This window comes from Streptomyces sp. NPDC001732, from assembly GCF_053596315.1.
The window spans coordinates 1-15,551 of record NZ_JBSFFY010000039.1 but is presented as its reverse complement, the minus strand read 5'-3'; the positions used below and the strand labels follow the sequence as shown (position 1 = coordinate 15,551).

General features: G+C 71.2%; 12 protein-coding genes. 6 read left to right on the top strand and 6 right to left on the bottom strand.

Going from position 1 to position 15,551, the window contains the following annotated elements; genetic code table 11:
- Nucleotides 1-104: 104 nt before the first annotated feature.
- The 5 genes from ACWCXX_RS28525 (at nt 105) to ACWCXX_RS28505 (ending at nt 6,126) form a co-directional block, all read left to right on the top strand.
- On the top strand, nt 105-1,430 hold the full coding sequence (locus tag ACWCXX_RS28525) for a DUF2252 domain-containing protein (protein ID WP_451132121.1): 1,326 nt from the start codon (nt 105-107) through the stop codon (nt 1,428-1,430).
- A gap of 69 nt (nt 1,431-1,499) precedes the next feature.
- Nucleotides 1,500-2,219, top strand: coding sequence for a hypothetical protein (locus ACWCXX_RS28520; protein ID WP_451132119.1), 720 nt, complete (start codon nt 1,500-1,502; stop codon nt 2,217-2,219).
- Nucleotides 2,220-2,267: 48 nt separating this feature from the next.
- Nucleotides 2,268-3,083: a DsbA family protein gene (locus tag ACWCXX_RS28515; RefSeq protein WP_451132117.1), complete on the top strand. Its 816-nt coding sequence runs from the start codon at nt 2,268-2,270 to the stop codon at nt 3,081-3,083.
- A 97-nt stretch (nt 3,084-3,180) separates the two neighbouring features.
- The gene (locus ACWCXX_RS28510) at nt 3,181-4,842 is read left to right on the top strand and encodes an alkaline phosphatase D family protein (protein ID WP_451132115.1); all 1,662 of its coding nucleotides are present in this window, start codon (nt 3,181-3,183) and stop codon (nt 4,840-4,842) included.
- Between the two features lie 315 nt (nt 4,843-5,157).
- Nucleotides 5,158-6,126: a zinc metalloprotease gene (locus ACWCXX_RS28505; protein WP_451132113.1), complete on the top strand. Its 969-nt coding sequence runs from the start codon at nt 5,158-5,160 to the stop codon at nt 6,124-6,126.
- 51 nt (nt 6,127-6,177) lie between these two features.
- Here ACWCXX_RS28505 and ACWCXX_RS28500 read toward each other — a convergent pair whose 3' ends face one another.
- The 6 genes from ACWCXX_RS28500 to ACWCXX_RS28475 all read right to left on the bottom strand — a co-directional run bounded on the left by ACWCXX_RS28500 (nt 6,178) and on the right by ACWCXX_RS28475 (nt 11,706).
- Nucleotides 6,178-6,747: a dienelactone hydrolase family protein gene (locus ACWCXX_RS28500; RefSeq protein ID WP_451132111.1), complete on the bottom strand. Its 570-nt coding sequence runs from the start codon at nt 6,745-6,747 to the stop codon at nt 6,178-6,180.
- 110 nt (nt 6,748-6,857) lie between these two features.
- Complete coding sequence (locus ACWCXX_RS28495; RefSeq protein WP_451132109.1) at nt 6,858-8,444, bottom strand: Na+/H+ antiporter; 1,587 nt, start codon at nt 8,442-8,444, stop codon at nt 6,858-6,860.
- A gap of 307 nt (nt 8,445-8,751) precedes the next feature.
- Complete coding sequence (locus tag ACWCXX_RS28490) at nt 8,752-9,228, bottom strand: GNAT family N-acetyltransferase (protein ID WP_451132107.1); 477 nt, start codon at nt 9,226-9,228, stop codon at nt 8,752-8,754.
- Complete coding sequence (locus ACWCXX_RS28485; RefSeq protein ID WP_451132105.1) at nt 9,225-10,166, bottom strand: RluA family pseudouridine synthase; 942 nt, start codon at nt 10,164-10,166, stop codon at nt 9,225-9,227. Before ACWCXX_RS28485 ends, ACWCXX_RS28490 begins: the two co-directional genes overlap by 4 nt.
- A 24-nt stretch (nt 10,167-10,190) precedes the next feature.
- Entirely contained in the window at nt 10,191-10,793 is a 603-nt protein-coding gene (gene lspA, locus ACWCXX_RS28480) for a signal peptidase II (protein WP_451132103.1), read from the bottom strand.
- Nucleotides 10,794-10,851: 58 nt separating this feature from the next.
- Nucleotides 10,852-11,706: a TraR/DksA family transcriptional regulator gene (locus tag ACWCXX_RS28475; RefSeq protein WP_451132101.1), complete on the bottom strand. Its 855-nt coding sequence runs from the start codon at nt 11,704-11,706 to the stop codon at nt 10,852-10,854.
- Between the two features lie 564 nt (nt 11,707-12,270).
- Here ACWCXX_RS28475 and ileS point away from each other — a divergent pair.
- Nucleotides 12,271-15,420, top strand: a complete 3,150-nt coding sequence (gene ileS, locus ACWCXX_RS28470; protein ID WP_451132099.1) for an isoleucine--tRNA ligase — start codon at nt 12,271-12,273, stop codon at nt 15,418-15,420.
- Nucleotides 15,421-15,551 lie beyond the last annotated feature (131 nt).

Genomic DNA, 15,551 nt, shown 5'->3' with positions numbered 1-15,551 from the left:
GACGGGCACTACCGGGTGCGGTCGCGCGTTGGACGGACCGAGGACCCCGTCCCATTTGTCATGCACGGCTGTCATGCACGTCAGGTATCAGGAGGCACCCGGAGATGTCGGAAGCGCGGACCGGCTCGGCACGGCGCGGCGAGCAGATTCTTGAGGTCTTCGACATCGCGTTCGGAGAGCTGCTGGCCGCCGATCCGGCTGCCTTCCGGGTCAAGTTCCGCAGGATGGCGGGCTCGGCGTTCGCCTTCTACCGGGGCACGGCGTGCCTGTTCTACAGCGATCTGGAGCAGGAGCGGCACGGCGGTCCGTACCTGGACGAGCGGACCGGCCGGGTATGGATCCACGGCGATCTGCACGCGGAGAACTTCGGCACGTACATGGACGCCAACGGCCGGCTGGTCTTCAACGTGAACGACTTCGACGAGGCGTACGTCGGCCCGTTCACCTGGGACCTCAAGCGGTTCGCCGCCTCCGTCGCGCTGATCGGGTACGCGAAGGCGCTCGGCGACGACCAGATCACCGAGCTGGTCCGGATCTACGCCGCGGCCTACCGCGAGCGGATCCACGTCCTGGCGACGGGCGCGAAGAACGACGAGGTGCCCCCGTTCACGCTCGACACGGCCGGGGGCCCGCTGCTGGACGCGCTGCGCGACGCCCGGTCGCTGACCCGGTTCGGGCTGCTGGACTCGATGACGGAGATCCGGGACTTCGAGCGCAGGTTCTCCCCGGGCGGCGGCTCGATCGACCTCGACGCGGCGACGCGCTACAAGGTGCTGGCCGCCTTCGACGGCTATCTGGAGACGCTGCCGGAGTCGAGCCTGGCCCGCCCCGACTCGTACCGGGTGAAGGACGTCGTCGGCCGGCGCGGCATCGGCATCGGCTCGGCCGGGCTGCCCTCGTACAACATCCTGCTGGAGGGCAACAGCGACGCCCTGGAGAACGACGTGGTGATCTACCTCAAGCAGGCGCAGACGCCCGCGGTCTCCCGGCACATCACCGACGCGGCGGTGCGCGGGTACTTCCGCCACGAGGGCCACCGCACCGTGATCTCCCAGCGCGCCCTGCAGGCGCACGCCGACCCGTGGCTCGGCTGGACGGAGCTGGACGGGGCGGGCCAGCTGGTCGCCGAGGTGTCCCCGTACGCGGTCGATCTCGACTGGTCCGGCATCGACGAGCCGGAGGAGATCGCGGCGGTCGTCGCCGACCTCGGGCGGGCGACGGCGACGATGCACGCCGCGGCGGACGACGAGAGCGGCCACTCGCTGGTGCCGTTCTCCACCGAGCGTGCGATCGACGCGGCGATCGCGGCGGACGAGGAGGGCTTCGCCGGTCTGCTGGTGGACTTCGCCCACGACTACGGCGCCCGCGCCCGCGCCGACCACCAGATCTTCGTGGACCTCTTCCGCAACGGCCGCATCCCGGGGCTGTAGCCCCCTCGGCCCCCTCATTCCCGGCCCCTTCGGGGTCATCCACAGATTCGCATGCGACACTCCTCGACGATGGACATATCCGGGACGCAGCTCAGAGTCGTGCGCGCGGCGCTCTTCACAGCGCTCGTCGTGACGCTCTCCGCTGCGTCCCATGTGCTGCTCTCCCGGGTCCCGCTGCCGCTGACCGTGGTCGCCCTGCTGGCCGGCGCGGTCTTCGCCGTGGCGTACGCGCTGGCCGGCCGGGAGCGCGGTTTCGGGGCGATCGCCGGGCTGCTGGTCCCGCTGGAGCTGGCCGCCGACACCGTCTTCACCACCGGTCAGCACCTCTGTTACGGGGCGGCGGGCGGTCCGATCGCCGGGCCGCTGCGCTCGGTCGGTGTCGATGTGCTGTGCGGGGGCGGCGAGGTCGGTACCGGCGCGGCGGGGGCCGGTGACATCGGTGCCCCGTTCGCCTCGGTGACCGATGCCGGGCACACGGCGGCCTCGCTGCTGGCCTCCCCGGGCCCGGCGGTGCCGTGGCTGCTGCTGGCCGCCCATGTGACGGTCGGCCTGTTCGCCGCGGCCTGGCTCCGGCGCGGCGAGGCGGCGCTGGTCGCCCTGCTGGGCGCGGCCGCCGCCCTGGCGTTCCGGCCGCTGCTGATCGCGGTCGCCGTGGCCGGTACGGCCCGCCGCTCCGTGCGCCGCCGGGTGCGGCCCGCCGGACACGGCCCGCGCCCGCTCGTCCACGCCCGGCTGCTCGTGCACTCCGTGGGACGGAGGGGACCGCCGCGCTCGGCCGTCATCGCCTGAGCACCCGAGTCCCCACCCACGTACCACCACACCCATGGAGAGAAGAACATGAGCAAGCGCAACAGCCAGGCCAACAAGGCGGCGGCCCGTGAGCGTCTGCGCGCCGAGCGCGAGCGCCAGGCCAAGCGGGACAAGACCCGCCGGCAGGTCGTCGTCGGCGTCTCGATCGTCGCCGTCCTCGCGATCGCGGGCGGTGTCGGCTGGGGCGTCATGCAGCTGAACAAGCCGTCCCACTGGGAGGCGGCCAAGGACGCGAAGAGCGTGACCGCGCCCAAGAACACCTCGGGCGAGAACGGCACCACCGTCGTCATCGGCAAGTCGAGCGCCAAGAAGACCCTGGAGCTGTACGAGGACTCCCGCTGCCCGGTCTGCGCCACCTTCGAGCAGACCATCGGCGAGCAGGTGCACAAGGACGTCGACGCCGGCAAGTACAAGATCAAGTACATCGGTGCCACGTTCATCGACAACGGCGCCGGCGGCGAGGGCTCGAAGAACGCGCTGAGCGCGCTCGGCGCGGCGCTCGACGTCAGCCCGGACGCCTTCCTCGACTACAAGGCCGCGCTCTACTCCGCGAAGTACCACCCGGAGGAGACCGACGACAAGTTCAAGAAGGACTCCTACCTGATCGAGGTCGCCGACTCGGTGGACTCGCTGAAGGGCAACGCCGAGTTCCGGAAGAACGTCGAGGACGGCACGTTCGACAACTGGGCGATGAAGATGTCGGCGACGTTCGACGACAGCGGGGTGAGGGGCACGCCGACCGTGAAGATGGGCGGCAAGACGCTCACCGGCTCGGACGGCCAGAACGCCCCGATGACGGTGGAGGAGTTCAACACCGCGATCACGGCCGCGCTGAAGGGCTGACCGGACGGCGACGTCCCGGCGGCAGGTCCTCGACGGGCAGGCGAACTTCCTTGGTTCGCCTGCCCGTTGGCTTTACCCGTCAGTAGGATTTTTGTCCGTGACCAGTCATCAGAGTTTCTCGCCGCTCCCCTCCCCCAGCCGCCGCACGGTCGTCAGGGCCGCTGCCGCCACCGCCGTCGCGGTTCCCGTGCTGGGGGCCGCCACGACCGCGCAGGCCGCGGCCGGGCCCGCCTTCCTTCACGGCGTCGCCTCCGGCGACCCGCTCCCCGACGGCATCCTCCTGTGGACCCGTGTCACCCCGACCCCGGACGCCGTACCGGGTTCGGGCCTCGGCGCCGACACCGCGGTGGGCTGGGAGGTCGCCGAGGACAAGGGGTTCGCCCGCGTCGTCGCGCGGGGCACCACCGTCGCGCGGGCCGCGTCCGACCACACCGTCAAGGCCGATGTGCGGGGCCTGGCCCCCGCCACCACGTACTGGTTCCGCTTCACGGCGGGGGACGGCGCGGGAACCGCCTCGCCGGTCGGCCGGACCCGGACGGCTCCGGCGGCCGGTGCGGCCACGCCCGGTGTGCGGTTCGGGGTGGTGTCGTGCGCCAACTGGGAGGCCGGGTACTTCTCCCCGTACCGCCACCTCGCCGCCCGCGCCGACCTCGACGCCGTGCTCCACCTCGGCGACTACATCTACGAGTACGCGTCGGGCAGCTACCCGGACGCGAAGTACGTCGTGCGGCCGCACGAGCCGAGGCACGAGATCCTCACCCTCGCCGACTACCGCACCCGGCACGGCGCGTACAAGACGGACACCGACCTCCAGACCCTGCACGCCACCCACCCGGTGATCGCGATCTGGGACGACCACGAGTTCGCCAACGACACCTGGTCGGGCGGGGCCGAGAACCACACGCCGGGCACGGAGGGCGCCTGGGCGGACCGGGTCGCGGGCGCCAAGCAGGCGTACTTCGAGTGGATGCCGGTCCGCGCCTCCACCGAGGGCACCGTCTACCGGCGGCTGCGCTTCGGCAACCTGGCCGACCTCCACCTCCTCGACCTGCGCAGCTTCCGCTCCCAGCAGGCGAAGACCGGCGACGGCGCGGTCGACGACCCGGAGCGCACCATCACCGGCCGGGCGCAGCTGGACTGGCTGAAGGCGGGGCTGGCCGGCTCGGAGGCCACCTGGAAGCTGGTCGGCACCTCGGTGATGATCTCGCCGGTCGCGTTCGGTTCCGTGCCCGCGCACCTGCTGGAGCCGCTGGCCGAACTGCTGGGGCTGCCCAAGGAGGGGCTCGCCGTCAACGTCGACCAGTGGGACGGTTACACGGACGACCGCAAGGAGCTGATCGCGCACCTGCGGGACCGGTCGATCACCAACACGGTCTTCCTGACCGGTGACATCCACATGGCGTGGGCCAACGACGTCCCGGTGAAGGCGGCGACGTACCCGCTCTCCGCCTCGGCCGCCACCGAGTTCGTGGTGACGTCGGTGACCTCGGACAACATCGACGACATCCTGCACGTGGCGCCGCACACGGTCTCGGTGATCGCGGCCGCCGCGGTCAAGGCCGCCAACCGCCACGTGAAGTGGGTGGACATGGACTCGCACGGCTACGGCGTCCTCGACGTGACCGCCGAGCACTCGCAGATGGACTACTACGCCGTCTCCGACCGGACGAAGCGCGACGCGACGTCCGCCTGGACGCGCTCGTACCGGACGCTCAGCGGGACGCAGAAGGTCGAGCGGGTGGACCGCCCGGTGCACTGAGGGATCATTTTCAGCCATCGGTTCATATGCCGACGGCGCATGACATCGCTACGGCGGGTGGCGTGTCCCACGGCCCGAATGGGGACACACCACCCGCCGATGTCACGCCTACGGTTGCGCCGCCGTCTCAAACTCCGAAACGGGGAGAAAGATTCCTCCCGCTTTCCACCCTTTGGCGAGCGCTCGATTGGGCTTGATCATTCCTCTTCTGCGCATGGCATGCGCACGTAATCTCCCGGCGGCGGGGGAGGAAATGCCTCTCCCACACATTCGCGAGGAGTCTCAGTGCGCGCTCTTGCCCGTATATCGCCGCGTATGCGCAACCGTGCGATCGGCACCGCCGTTCTGGCCGGAACCCTGGCCCTGGCACCGCTCTCCGCTCCTTCCGGCGCCACCGCCTCCGCCGTCGCCAAGACCTCCGCGGCCTCCGCCCAGAAGTGCGCGGACGACACGGGCATCGCCGCCACGGCCCGGGAGGCCCGCCCCTCGGGCACCGCCCACGCCGACGACCCCAACGAGCTGACCGCGGCCCAGGCCAAGGCCATGGACGCGCAGTTGAAGCAGAGACTCGCGGACCGACGGGTCAACGGCCCCTCGCTCGCCGCGGGCGCGACGATCCCGGTGTACTTCCACGTCGTGCACTCCGGGACGACCGGCAAGCTCAGCGCGGCCGACATCGACAACCAGATGAAGGTCCTGAACGCCGCCTACGGCGGGCAGGGCACGGGCAACACCGCCACCGGCTTCCAGTACACGCTGGCCGGCACGGACTACACGGACAACAGCGCCTGGTACGACGGCGTCTCCCCCGGCTCCACCGCCGAGAAGGCCATGAAGTCCTCGCTGCGCAAGGGCGGCGCGAACGCCCTCAACATCTACACCGCCAACCTCGGCGGCGGCCTGCTGGGCTGGGCCACCTTCCCCAGCTCGTACAAGTCCAACCCCTCGGACGACGGCGTCGTCATCCTCGACAGCTCGCTGCCCGGCGGCTCCGCCACCAACTACAACGAGGGCGACACCGCCACCCACGAGGTCGGCCACTGGCTGGGGCTGTACCACACCTTCCAGGGCGGCTGCAATGGAAACGGTGACTACGTGGCCGACACCCCGGCCGAGAAGAGCCCCGCGTACGCGTGCCCGACCGGACGCGACTCCTGCGCCAGCAAGACCGGTGTCGACCCGATCCACAACTTCATGGACTACACCTACGACTCGTGCATGACCCAGTTCACGGCGGGCCAGGTGCAGCGCATGAGCGACAACTGGACCGCCTACCGGGGCTGATCCACTCCGCACCTCTGACGGGCCCCGCAACGACGCGGGGCCCGTCGCGCGTCACAGCGTGGCGAGGAAGCCGAGCGAGACCTTCCAGGCCAGCTCGGCCGACTCCCGGTCGAAGTCGGGCAGTTCGTGGTCCGTGAAGAGGTGCCCCGCGCCCGGGTAGCGGTAGATCTCGACGTCGGCCCCGGTCCGCTGCATCTGGAGGTACCAGGTGTTCAGCCAGTCGTGCGTCTCGAACGCGTCCGGGTCGGCGACGTGCAACTGCACCGGGAGTTCGTCCACCGAGGCGTTCTCGGCGATGTCCGAGGTGCCGTGGAACATCAGCAGCCCGCGGGCCTTCGAGTCACCGAGCGCCAGGGTCTGCGCGGTGGCGGCCCCGAACGAGAAACCCGCGTACACCAGGCCGCGTTCGGAGTAGGGCGCGGCGGCGAGCACGGCCCGCCTGAGCAGCTCGTCCTTGCCCACTTCCGCCTTGAAGGCCAGGCCCTCCTCGACGGTGTCGAAGGTGCGGCCCTCGAAGAGATCGGGCACCTGCACCTCGTGTCCGGCGGCGCGGAGCCGGTCGGCGGCCGCGTGCACCGCCGGGCGCAGACCGTACGTCGAGTGGAAGAGCATGATGTTCATGGGGCCATGGTGCCAGCCACGGCCGGGACCGCGGAGCCCGGCCAGGCGGGGAAACCCCGCCGCGCGCCCGGCCCGGTGCTCCTCCCGGGAACGCCCGGCCGCCTCCCGGCTCACCGCAGGCTGCGCACGTCCAGCTGCCGCAGCACCCGGTCGACGATCTCCGGGTCCGTCCCCGCCTCGTTGCGGGCCGAGAGCACCGCGTGGCGGGCGGCCGACATCATCTCGCGCTGGACCCGACTGACCGCCTTGAAGCGCTCGGCGCGCTGCGCGTACGCCTCGCGGCGTTCGTCGTCGACCATGTCGGGACTGATCCGCGCCCCCATGTCGTACGCCATCCGCTGCAGCCGCTCGGCGACCTCCTCCGGGAAGTCCTCGTCCTCCCGGATCTCCTTCAGCCGCTGCTTCGCGGCCTTGGCGGCACGGATCGCGAGGTCCTTCTCCAGCGCCTCCTCGGTCGCGGTGTCCGCCTTGACGTGGAGCTTGCGCACCAGCCACGGCAGCGTGAGCCCCTGCACGACGAGCGTGGCCATGATCACGGCGAAGGCGATGAAGACGATCTCGTCGCGTCCGGGGAACGGCTTCCCGTCGTCCGTCTGCAGCGGGATGGCGAGCGCCAGCGCCACCGAGGCGACCCCGCGCATCCCGGACCACCACATCACGACGGTCTCCCGCCAGCTGGTGGGGATCTCCTCGCTGACGTCGCGCCGGGTGTGCAGCCGCTTGGCGAGCCAGGTGGCGGGCAGCAGGTACAGCAGCCGTACGCCGACGACGACCACGACGACGACCAGGCCCCAGCCCAGCATCTGGAGCTCCCGCCCGTCCGCCGTCCCGAAGACGTTGTGCAGTTCGAGACCGATCAGGCCGAAGGCGACGCCCGTGACGAGGGTGTCGACGATCTCCCAGAAGCTGCGGCCGGTGAGCCGCCCGAGCACGTCGTCGGCGTCGGCGGTGTGCTCGGCGAGGAAGAGCGCGGTGGTGAGGACGGCGAGGACGCCCGACCCCTTCAGTTCCTCCGCGAGCACATAGCTCACGAACGGCACCAGCAGGGTGAGGCCGACCTGGAGCGTGGCGTCCCCGAGCAGACCCATGAGCTTGATGGTGAGCCAGCCCAGCACGAGACCCACCGCCACGGCGACGACCGCGGAGAGGATCAGCAGCCCGAACGCCTCCGGCAACGAGAAGGTGCCGCTCACCGCGGCGGCGATCGCCACGTGGTACAGCACGATCGCGGTCACGTCGTTGAACAGCCCCTCGCCCTCCAGGATGGAGACGAGCCTGCGCGGCAGCCCGACCGACCCCGCGACGGCCGTCGCGGCGACCGGGTCGGGCGGGGCGACCAGCGCGCCGAGCGCCACGGCGGCGGCGATGGGCAGCCCAGGGACTATCGCGTTGGCGACCGCGGCGACGGCGGCCGTGGTGACGAAGACCAGCGCCACGGCCAGCAGAAAGATCGGTCGTTTGTTGGCGGCGAACTGCCGCCAGGAGGTGCGCTGCACGGAGGCGTAGAGCAGTGGCGGCAGCAGCGCCGGAAGGATGATCTCGGGCGGGATGTCCACGTTCGGCACGAAGCTGACGAACGCCATGCCGACTCCGGCGAGCGTCATCAGCACCGGCGCGGGCAACCCCAGGCGCTCCCCGAGGGGAACCGTGACCACCGCCCCGAGCAGCAGCAGGAGGAGCAGTGCCATTTGGTCCACGGGGAGCCTTCCGTAGCGCGGTGGGCCGGTCCACCCGACCGGCGTAGCCGGCTCAAAGCCTGCCATGCCGGGCACACAATACGGACATCACCCCCCTTCTCCCCACCACGCGGCCCGCATTCCTCCGATGTATCCGTGACCGGCTCTTGTCGGCGCGAGACGGTCCGGTCGTACGGAAGGAGGTGTCGGCGCGACACCGGATCCGCCCCGTGCCAGGACGCGGGCGGGAACGTGGGCCCGGACGGCACGGGCAGGGAGGCGGCTCGGGCCGGCGCGACTCCGCTCGGGCCGGCTCGGCCCGGCGCGGCTACAGGGTGCGCCGCATCGCCCGGTGGGGCATCCCGGCGTCGGGGAACTCGGGGCCGTACGCCACGTATCCGAGCCGCTCGTAGAAGCCGAGGGCGTGGGTCTGGGCGTGCAGGTCGACGGCGGCCAGGCCCAGCTCGCGGGCCGCGTCCTCGATGGCCCGGACCAGCGCGGCGCCGACGCCGAGGCCGCGCGCCGCCCTGGTCACCGCGAGCCTGCCGAGCGAGCCGACGGCCGGGTCCCCGCCGGTCCTGGTGGCGGCGGCCGGTCCGTGCAGCAGCCGCCCGGTCCCGAGCGCCGTGCCGTCCGCCGCGAAGGCGACGACGTGCACGGCGTCCGCGTCGTGGACGTCGTACTCGATCTCCTCGGGCACCTCCTGCTCGACGACGAAGACCTCCTTGCGGACCTGGAAACAGGCCGCGAGATCCTGCTCGCCGACGGCGGTGCGCGTGGTGTACGGGGCGACCGGGTCGCTCACTGACTCTCCGCCGCGATCTTGTCCAGGGCCTGCTGGAGGTCGTCCGGGTAGCGGCTGGCGAACTCCACCCAGCGGCCGTCGGCCGGGTGCTCGAAGCCGAGCCGGACGGCGTGCAGCCACTGCCGGGTCAGGCCGAGGCGTTTGGCCATCGTCGGGTCGGCGCCGTAGGTGAGGTCACCGACGCAGGGGTGGCGGTGGGCGGACATGTGCACCCGGATCTGGTGCGTGCGGCCCGTCTCCAGCTTGATGTCCAGGAGGCTGGCGGCGCGGTAGGCCTCGATGAGGTCGTAGTGCGTCACGGAGGGCTTGCCCTCGGCCGTGACGGCCCACTTGTAGTCGTGGTTGGGGTGGCGGCCGATGGGGGCGTCGATGGTGCCGCTCATCGGGTCCGGGTGGCCCTGGACCAGCGCGTGGTACTTCTTCTCGACGACCCGGTCGCGGAACTGCCCCTTCAGCAGGGTGTAGGCCCGCTCGGACTTGGCGACCACCATCAGGCCCGAGGTGCCGACGTCGAGGCGGTGGACGATGCCCTGGCGCTCGGCGGCGCCGGAGGTCGAGATCCGGTACCCGGCCGCGGCGAGACCGCCGATGACGGTCGTGCCGGTCCAGCCGGGGCTCGGGTGGGCTGCGACGCCGACCGGCTTCACGATCACGACGATGTCGTCGTCGTCGTGCACGATCTCCATGCCCTCTACGGGCTCGGCCACGATCTGCACCGGAGCGGGCGCCTGCGGCATCTCCACCTCCAGCCAGGCACCGCCCCTGACCCGCTCGGACTTCCCGACCACCGAGCCGTCCACCTGCACCTTCCCGGCGGCGGCCAGCTCCGCGGCCTTGGTGCGGGAGAAGCCGAACATCCGGGAAATGGCGGCGTCGACGCGCTCGCCCTCCAGGCCGTCGGGTACGGGCAGGGTGCGGACCTCGGGATGCGTACTCACCTGATCGAGTATGCCTTGCGCCCGCTAGTCCTTGTGCACGGTGCCGTCGGGGTCCAGGCCCTTGAAGGAGAGGATCACGATCAGGATGCCGCCGCAGACGATCGCGGAGTCGGCCAGGTTGAAGACGGCGAAGTGCGCGGGGGCGATGAAGTCCACCACCGCGCCCTCGAAGACTCCGGGGGCGCGGAAGATGCGGTCGGTGAGGTTGCCGAGCGCGCCGCCGAGCAGCAGCCCGAGCGCGATGGCCCACGGCAGGCTGTAGAGCTTGCGCGCGAGGCGGGCGATCACGACGATCACGGTCGCCGCGATGAAGGTGAAGATGATGGTGAACGCCTCGCCGAAGCCGAACGCGGCACCGGGGTTGCGGATCGCGCTGAGCTGCAGCCAGTCGCCGATGACCTCGATGGGCTCGTGGTGCTCCAGCTTCGCGACCACGATCATCTTGCTGATCAGGTCGAGGAGGTAGGCGAACACGGCCACTCCGAAGAGCACCATGATCTTCCGCCTGCCCCGAGCAGGGGCCGCCTCCCCGGCCGGGCTCGCCGCCCGGTCCTCGGCCCCGTCTCCTTCGGTCCCCTCAGTCTCGGGGATGTCCGGCGTACCGATGATGCGCTCCGCCTCTGCCACGTGAGTCCCTCAACCTAGGTTCCTGACTGAGGACGAGGGTACGACACGCCGCCGCGGTTCAGCCTCGGCGCTCCTGCTTCTGTTTGTCCTCGACACAGAGCGTGGCTCGGGGGAACGCCTGCATCCGTGCCTTGCCGATCGGGTTGCCGCAGACCTCGCACAGCCCGTACGTCCCTGCGTCGAGCCGGGCCAGGGCCCGCTCGGTCTGCTCCAGCATCTCCTGCGCGTTGGCGGCGAGCGACATCTCGTGCTCGCGGGTGATGTTCTTGGTGCCGGTGTCCGCGTCGTCGTCACCGGCTCCGTCGCCGGAGTCGCGCATCAGCCCGGCGAGTGCGGCGCTGGCGGCCTCCATCTCGCTGCGCAGCCGCATGACCTCGCTGCTCAGCTCGGCCCGTGCCTCGGCGACCTCGTCCGGCGTCCAGGGGTCCTCGCCCGGCCGGACCGCCAGCTCGCCGGGGATGGTCGTGGCGGTTCCCCGGGCCGGGGGCAGGGGGGCCATGTCCCCGTCGGCCGTGCGGGTCCGGGCCGCGCTCTTCTTGGCTACCACCGTGTGGGCTCCCGTCTGCTCGGCGGACTCGGCCGCCACCGTGGCCGCGTGGGCGGCCTTCTTCGCGGGCGCCTCGCCTGCCGGCGGCCCGTGCCCGGCGTCCGTGTGCTCGGCGGACGCCGGCCCTTTCCTGGTCGTGCTCTCCTTCACCACGGTCTTCTTCACCACGGCCTTCTTCGTCGCCGTTTTCCTCGCGGCGGTCTTCTTCACCGCGGTCTTCTTCACCACGGTCTCCTTCACCGCCGCTTCCTCCGGCCCGGCTTCCAGGACGGTCTCCGGCCCCGCCTCCGCGCCGGTCCTCCCGGCCGTCGCGCCCGTGGATCTCGTCGGCGCCGTCTTCTTCGCGGCGGTCTTCTTCGCCACCATGGCCACGGCCCCTTCACATATTGTGATCTTGCACGCGAATCGTGCTGGGACGATAAATCGACCCCAGCCCCGCGGCAACGGGGCACGCCGCCGAATCGCTCCTCCCCACGCCGGGTTTCCGACCTGCCTGCATCCGTTGTGCCCAGCTCACCGCCGGGTAATCCGCCTCCCGGCCCCGCCCCGGCCCGGTGCGCGCCCGTCTGGCCATTCGGGTCACGCCCCCTCCCGCGGCAAAACCGGTCGGCCGCTCCCCGTGCGGGCCCTTACACTTGCCACAGCGAGAGGCGTGGATGGGACGAGTAGCGTCGTACGCAGCCAGGAGCGACCCGGGGACGGTGGAAGCCCGGGGGCGAGCGCGTCGTGAAGATCACCCGGAGCCGTCGGAAGAAAGCTTTGGACAGTGGGTTCCGCCCACGGGCGCAGGGCGAGTAGAACCGGCATCGCGATCCCAATGAGGGGGCCACGGACGCACGCCCGGGGCCAAGGAGGGTGGTACCGCGGGAGTCGACGAGGCTCTCGTCCCTCCGACGGAAGTGGAAAACGTCCGCCGGAGGAAGTTCGCCCATGACATCGCCGCAGTACCGCCAGGTACCCGCCCAGGTCGACCTGCCCGCGCTGGAGCACGCCGTGCTCGATTTCTGGCGCGAGAGCAAGGTCTTCGCCAAGAGCCTCGAACAGTCCGAGGGCCGCCCCGAGTGGGTCTTCTACGAGGGCCCGCCCACCGCCAACGGCATGCCCGGCGCCCACCACATCGAGGCCCGCGTCTTCAAGGACGTCTTCCCCCGCTTCCGCACCATGCAGGGCTACCACGTCGGCCGCAAGGCGGGCTGGGACTGCCACGGGCTGCCGGTCGAGCTCGCGGTCGAGAAGGAGCTGGGCTTCAACGGCAAGAAGGACATCGAGGCGTACGGCATCGCCGAGTTCAACGCCAGGTGCCGCGAGTCCGTGACCCGGCACACCGACGCGTTCACCGAGCTCACGACCCGCATGGGCTACTGGGTCGACCTCGACGACGCGTACCGCACGATGGACCCCGAGTACGTCGAGTCGGTGTGGTGGTCGCTGAAGGAGATCTTCAACAAGGGCCTGCTGGTCCAGGACCACCGCGTCGCCCCCTGGTGCCCCCGCTGCGGCACCGGCCTGTCCGACCACGAGCTGGCGCAGGGGTACGAGACGGTCGTCGACCCGTCGGTCTTCGTCCGCTTCCCCCTCACCTCCGGCCCGCTCGCCGGCAGCGCCTCGCTCCTGGTCTGGACGACCACCCCCTGGACCCTGGTCTCCAACACCGCCGTCGCCGCCCACCCCGACGTCACGTACGTCGTCGCGACGAACGGCGAGGAGAAGCTGGTCGTCGCGCAGCCGCTCGTCGAGAAGGCACTGGGCGAGGGCTGGGAGACCACCGGTGAGACCTTCACCGGCCGCGAGATGGAGCGCTGGACCTACGAGCGCCCCTTCGCCCTCGTCGACTTCCCGGCCGAGGCGCACTACGTCGTCAACGCCGAGTACGTGACGACCGAGGACGGTACGGGTCTGGTCCACCAGTCCCCCGCCTTCGGCGCCGACGACCTCCTGGTCTGCAAGGCGTACGGCCTCCCGGTCGTGAACCCGGTCCGCCCCGACGGCACCTTCGAGGAGGACCTGCCCCTGGTCGGCGGCGTCTTCTTCAAGAAGGCCGACGAGGCGCTCACCGAGGACCTGGCCGCCCGCGGCAAGCTCTTCCGGCACGTCCCGTACGAGCACAGTTACCCGCACTGCTGGCGCTGCCACACCGCGCTGCTCTACTACGCGCAGCCGTCCTGGTACATCCGCACGACCGCCGTCAAGGACCGGCTGCTCCAGGAGAACGAGAAGACCAACTGGTTCCCGGACTCCGTCAAGCACGGCCGCTTCGGCGACTGGCTGAACAACAACGTCGACTGGGCACTGTCCCGCAACCGCTACTGGGGCACCCCGCTGCCGATCTGGCGCTGCGAGGACGGTCACCTCACCTGCGTCGGCTCCCGTGCCGAGCTCGGCGAGCTCACCGGCACCGACCTCTCCGGGCTGGACCCGCACCGCCCGTTCATCGACGAGGTCACGTTCACCTGCTCGCAGGAGAACTGCCGACTGGAGGCCCGCCGCGTCCCTGAGGTCATCGACGCCTGGTACGACTCGGGCTCGATGCCGTTCGCGCAGTGGGGCTACCCGTACAAGAACAAGGAGATCTTCGAGAGCCGCTACCCGGCGCAGTTCATCTCGGAGGCCATCGACCAGACCCGCGGCTGGTTCTACACGCTGATGGCGGTCGGCACCCTGGTCTTCGACAAGTCGTCGTACGAGAACGTGGTCTGCCTGGGCCACATCCTCGCCGAGGACGGCCGGAAGATGTCCAAGCACCTGGGGAACATCCTCCAGCCGATCCCGCTCATGGACCAGCACGGCGCGGACGCGGTGCGCTGGTTCATGGCGGCCGGCGGCTCCCCGTGGGCGGCCCGGCGCGTCGGCCACAACACGATCCAGGAGGTGGTCCGCAAGACCCTCCTGACGTACTGGAACACGGTCGCCTTCCAGGCCCTGTACGCCCGTACGTCGGACTGGGCCCCCTCCGCGGCCGACCCGGCCCCGGCGGACCGCACGGTCCTGGACCGCTGGCTGCTGAGCGAGCTGAACGCGCTGGTGGACCAGGTCACGCAGGCCCTGGAGGGCTACGACACCCAGCGCGCCGGCAAGCTCCTGTCCGCCTTCGTCGACGACCTGTCCAACTGGTACGTGCGCCGCTCGCGCCGCCGTTTCTGGCAGGGCGACAAGGCGGCGCTGCGCACCCTGCACGAGGTCGTCGAGACGGTGACCCGGCTGATGGCCCCGCTCACCCCGTTCATCACCGAGCGGGTCTGGCAGGACCTCGTCGTCCCGGTCACTCCGGACGCCCCCGAGTCGGTGCACCTGTCCACCTGGCCGAAGGCGGACCCGGCGGCGATCGACCCGGCCCTCTCCACGCAGATGGCGCTGGTGCGCCGGCTGGTCGAGCTGGGCCGGGCCACCCGCGCCGAGTCCGGCGTCAAGACCCGCCAGCCGCTGTCCCGCGCCCTGGTCGCGGTGACCGGCTTCGAGACGCTCTCCCCCGAGCTGCACGCCCAGATCACGGAGGAGCTGAACGTCTCCTCGCTGGCCTCGCTGTCCGAGGTCGGCGGCTCGCTGGTCGACACGACGGCGAAGGCCAACTTCCGGGCGCTCGGCAAGCGGTTCGGCAAGGGCGTCCAGGCGGTGGCCAAGGCGGTCGCGAACGCCGACGCGGCGGCCCTCTCGCTGGCCCTGCGCGAGGGCACCGCGTCCGTCGAGGTGGACGGCGAGACGGTCGCCCTCTCCCCGGACGAGGTGATCATCACCGAGACGCCGCGCGAGGGCTGGTCGGTCGCGTCCGACTCGGGCGCGACGGTCGCCCTGGACCTGGAGATCACGCCGGAGCTGCGGCGCGCGGGCCTGGCCCGTGACGCGATCCGCCTCATCCAGGAGGCCCGCAAGAACAGCGGCCTGGACGTGGCGGACCGCATCGCCGTCCGCTGGACGTCGTCCTCCCCCGCCACGGTGGAGGCGCTGGCCGAGCACGCCGCCCTGATCGCGGACGAGGTCCTGGCCCTGGACTACGCGCAGGGCGAGGCGGACCCGACGTACGGCGAGCCGTTCACGGACGAGGGCCTGGCCCTGACGTTCCGTCTCCGCAAGACGGAGCAGTAACCCACGACGAGGAGAGGGGCCCGGCCGGACAGCTGTCCGGCCGGGGCCCCCCATAACAGAACCAAGTGCCACCGGCCCCCCCGGGGGGGGGGGGGGGGAACCCCCCCCCCGCCCCCCCCCCCCCCACCCCC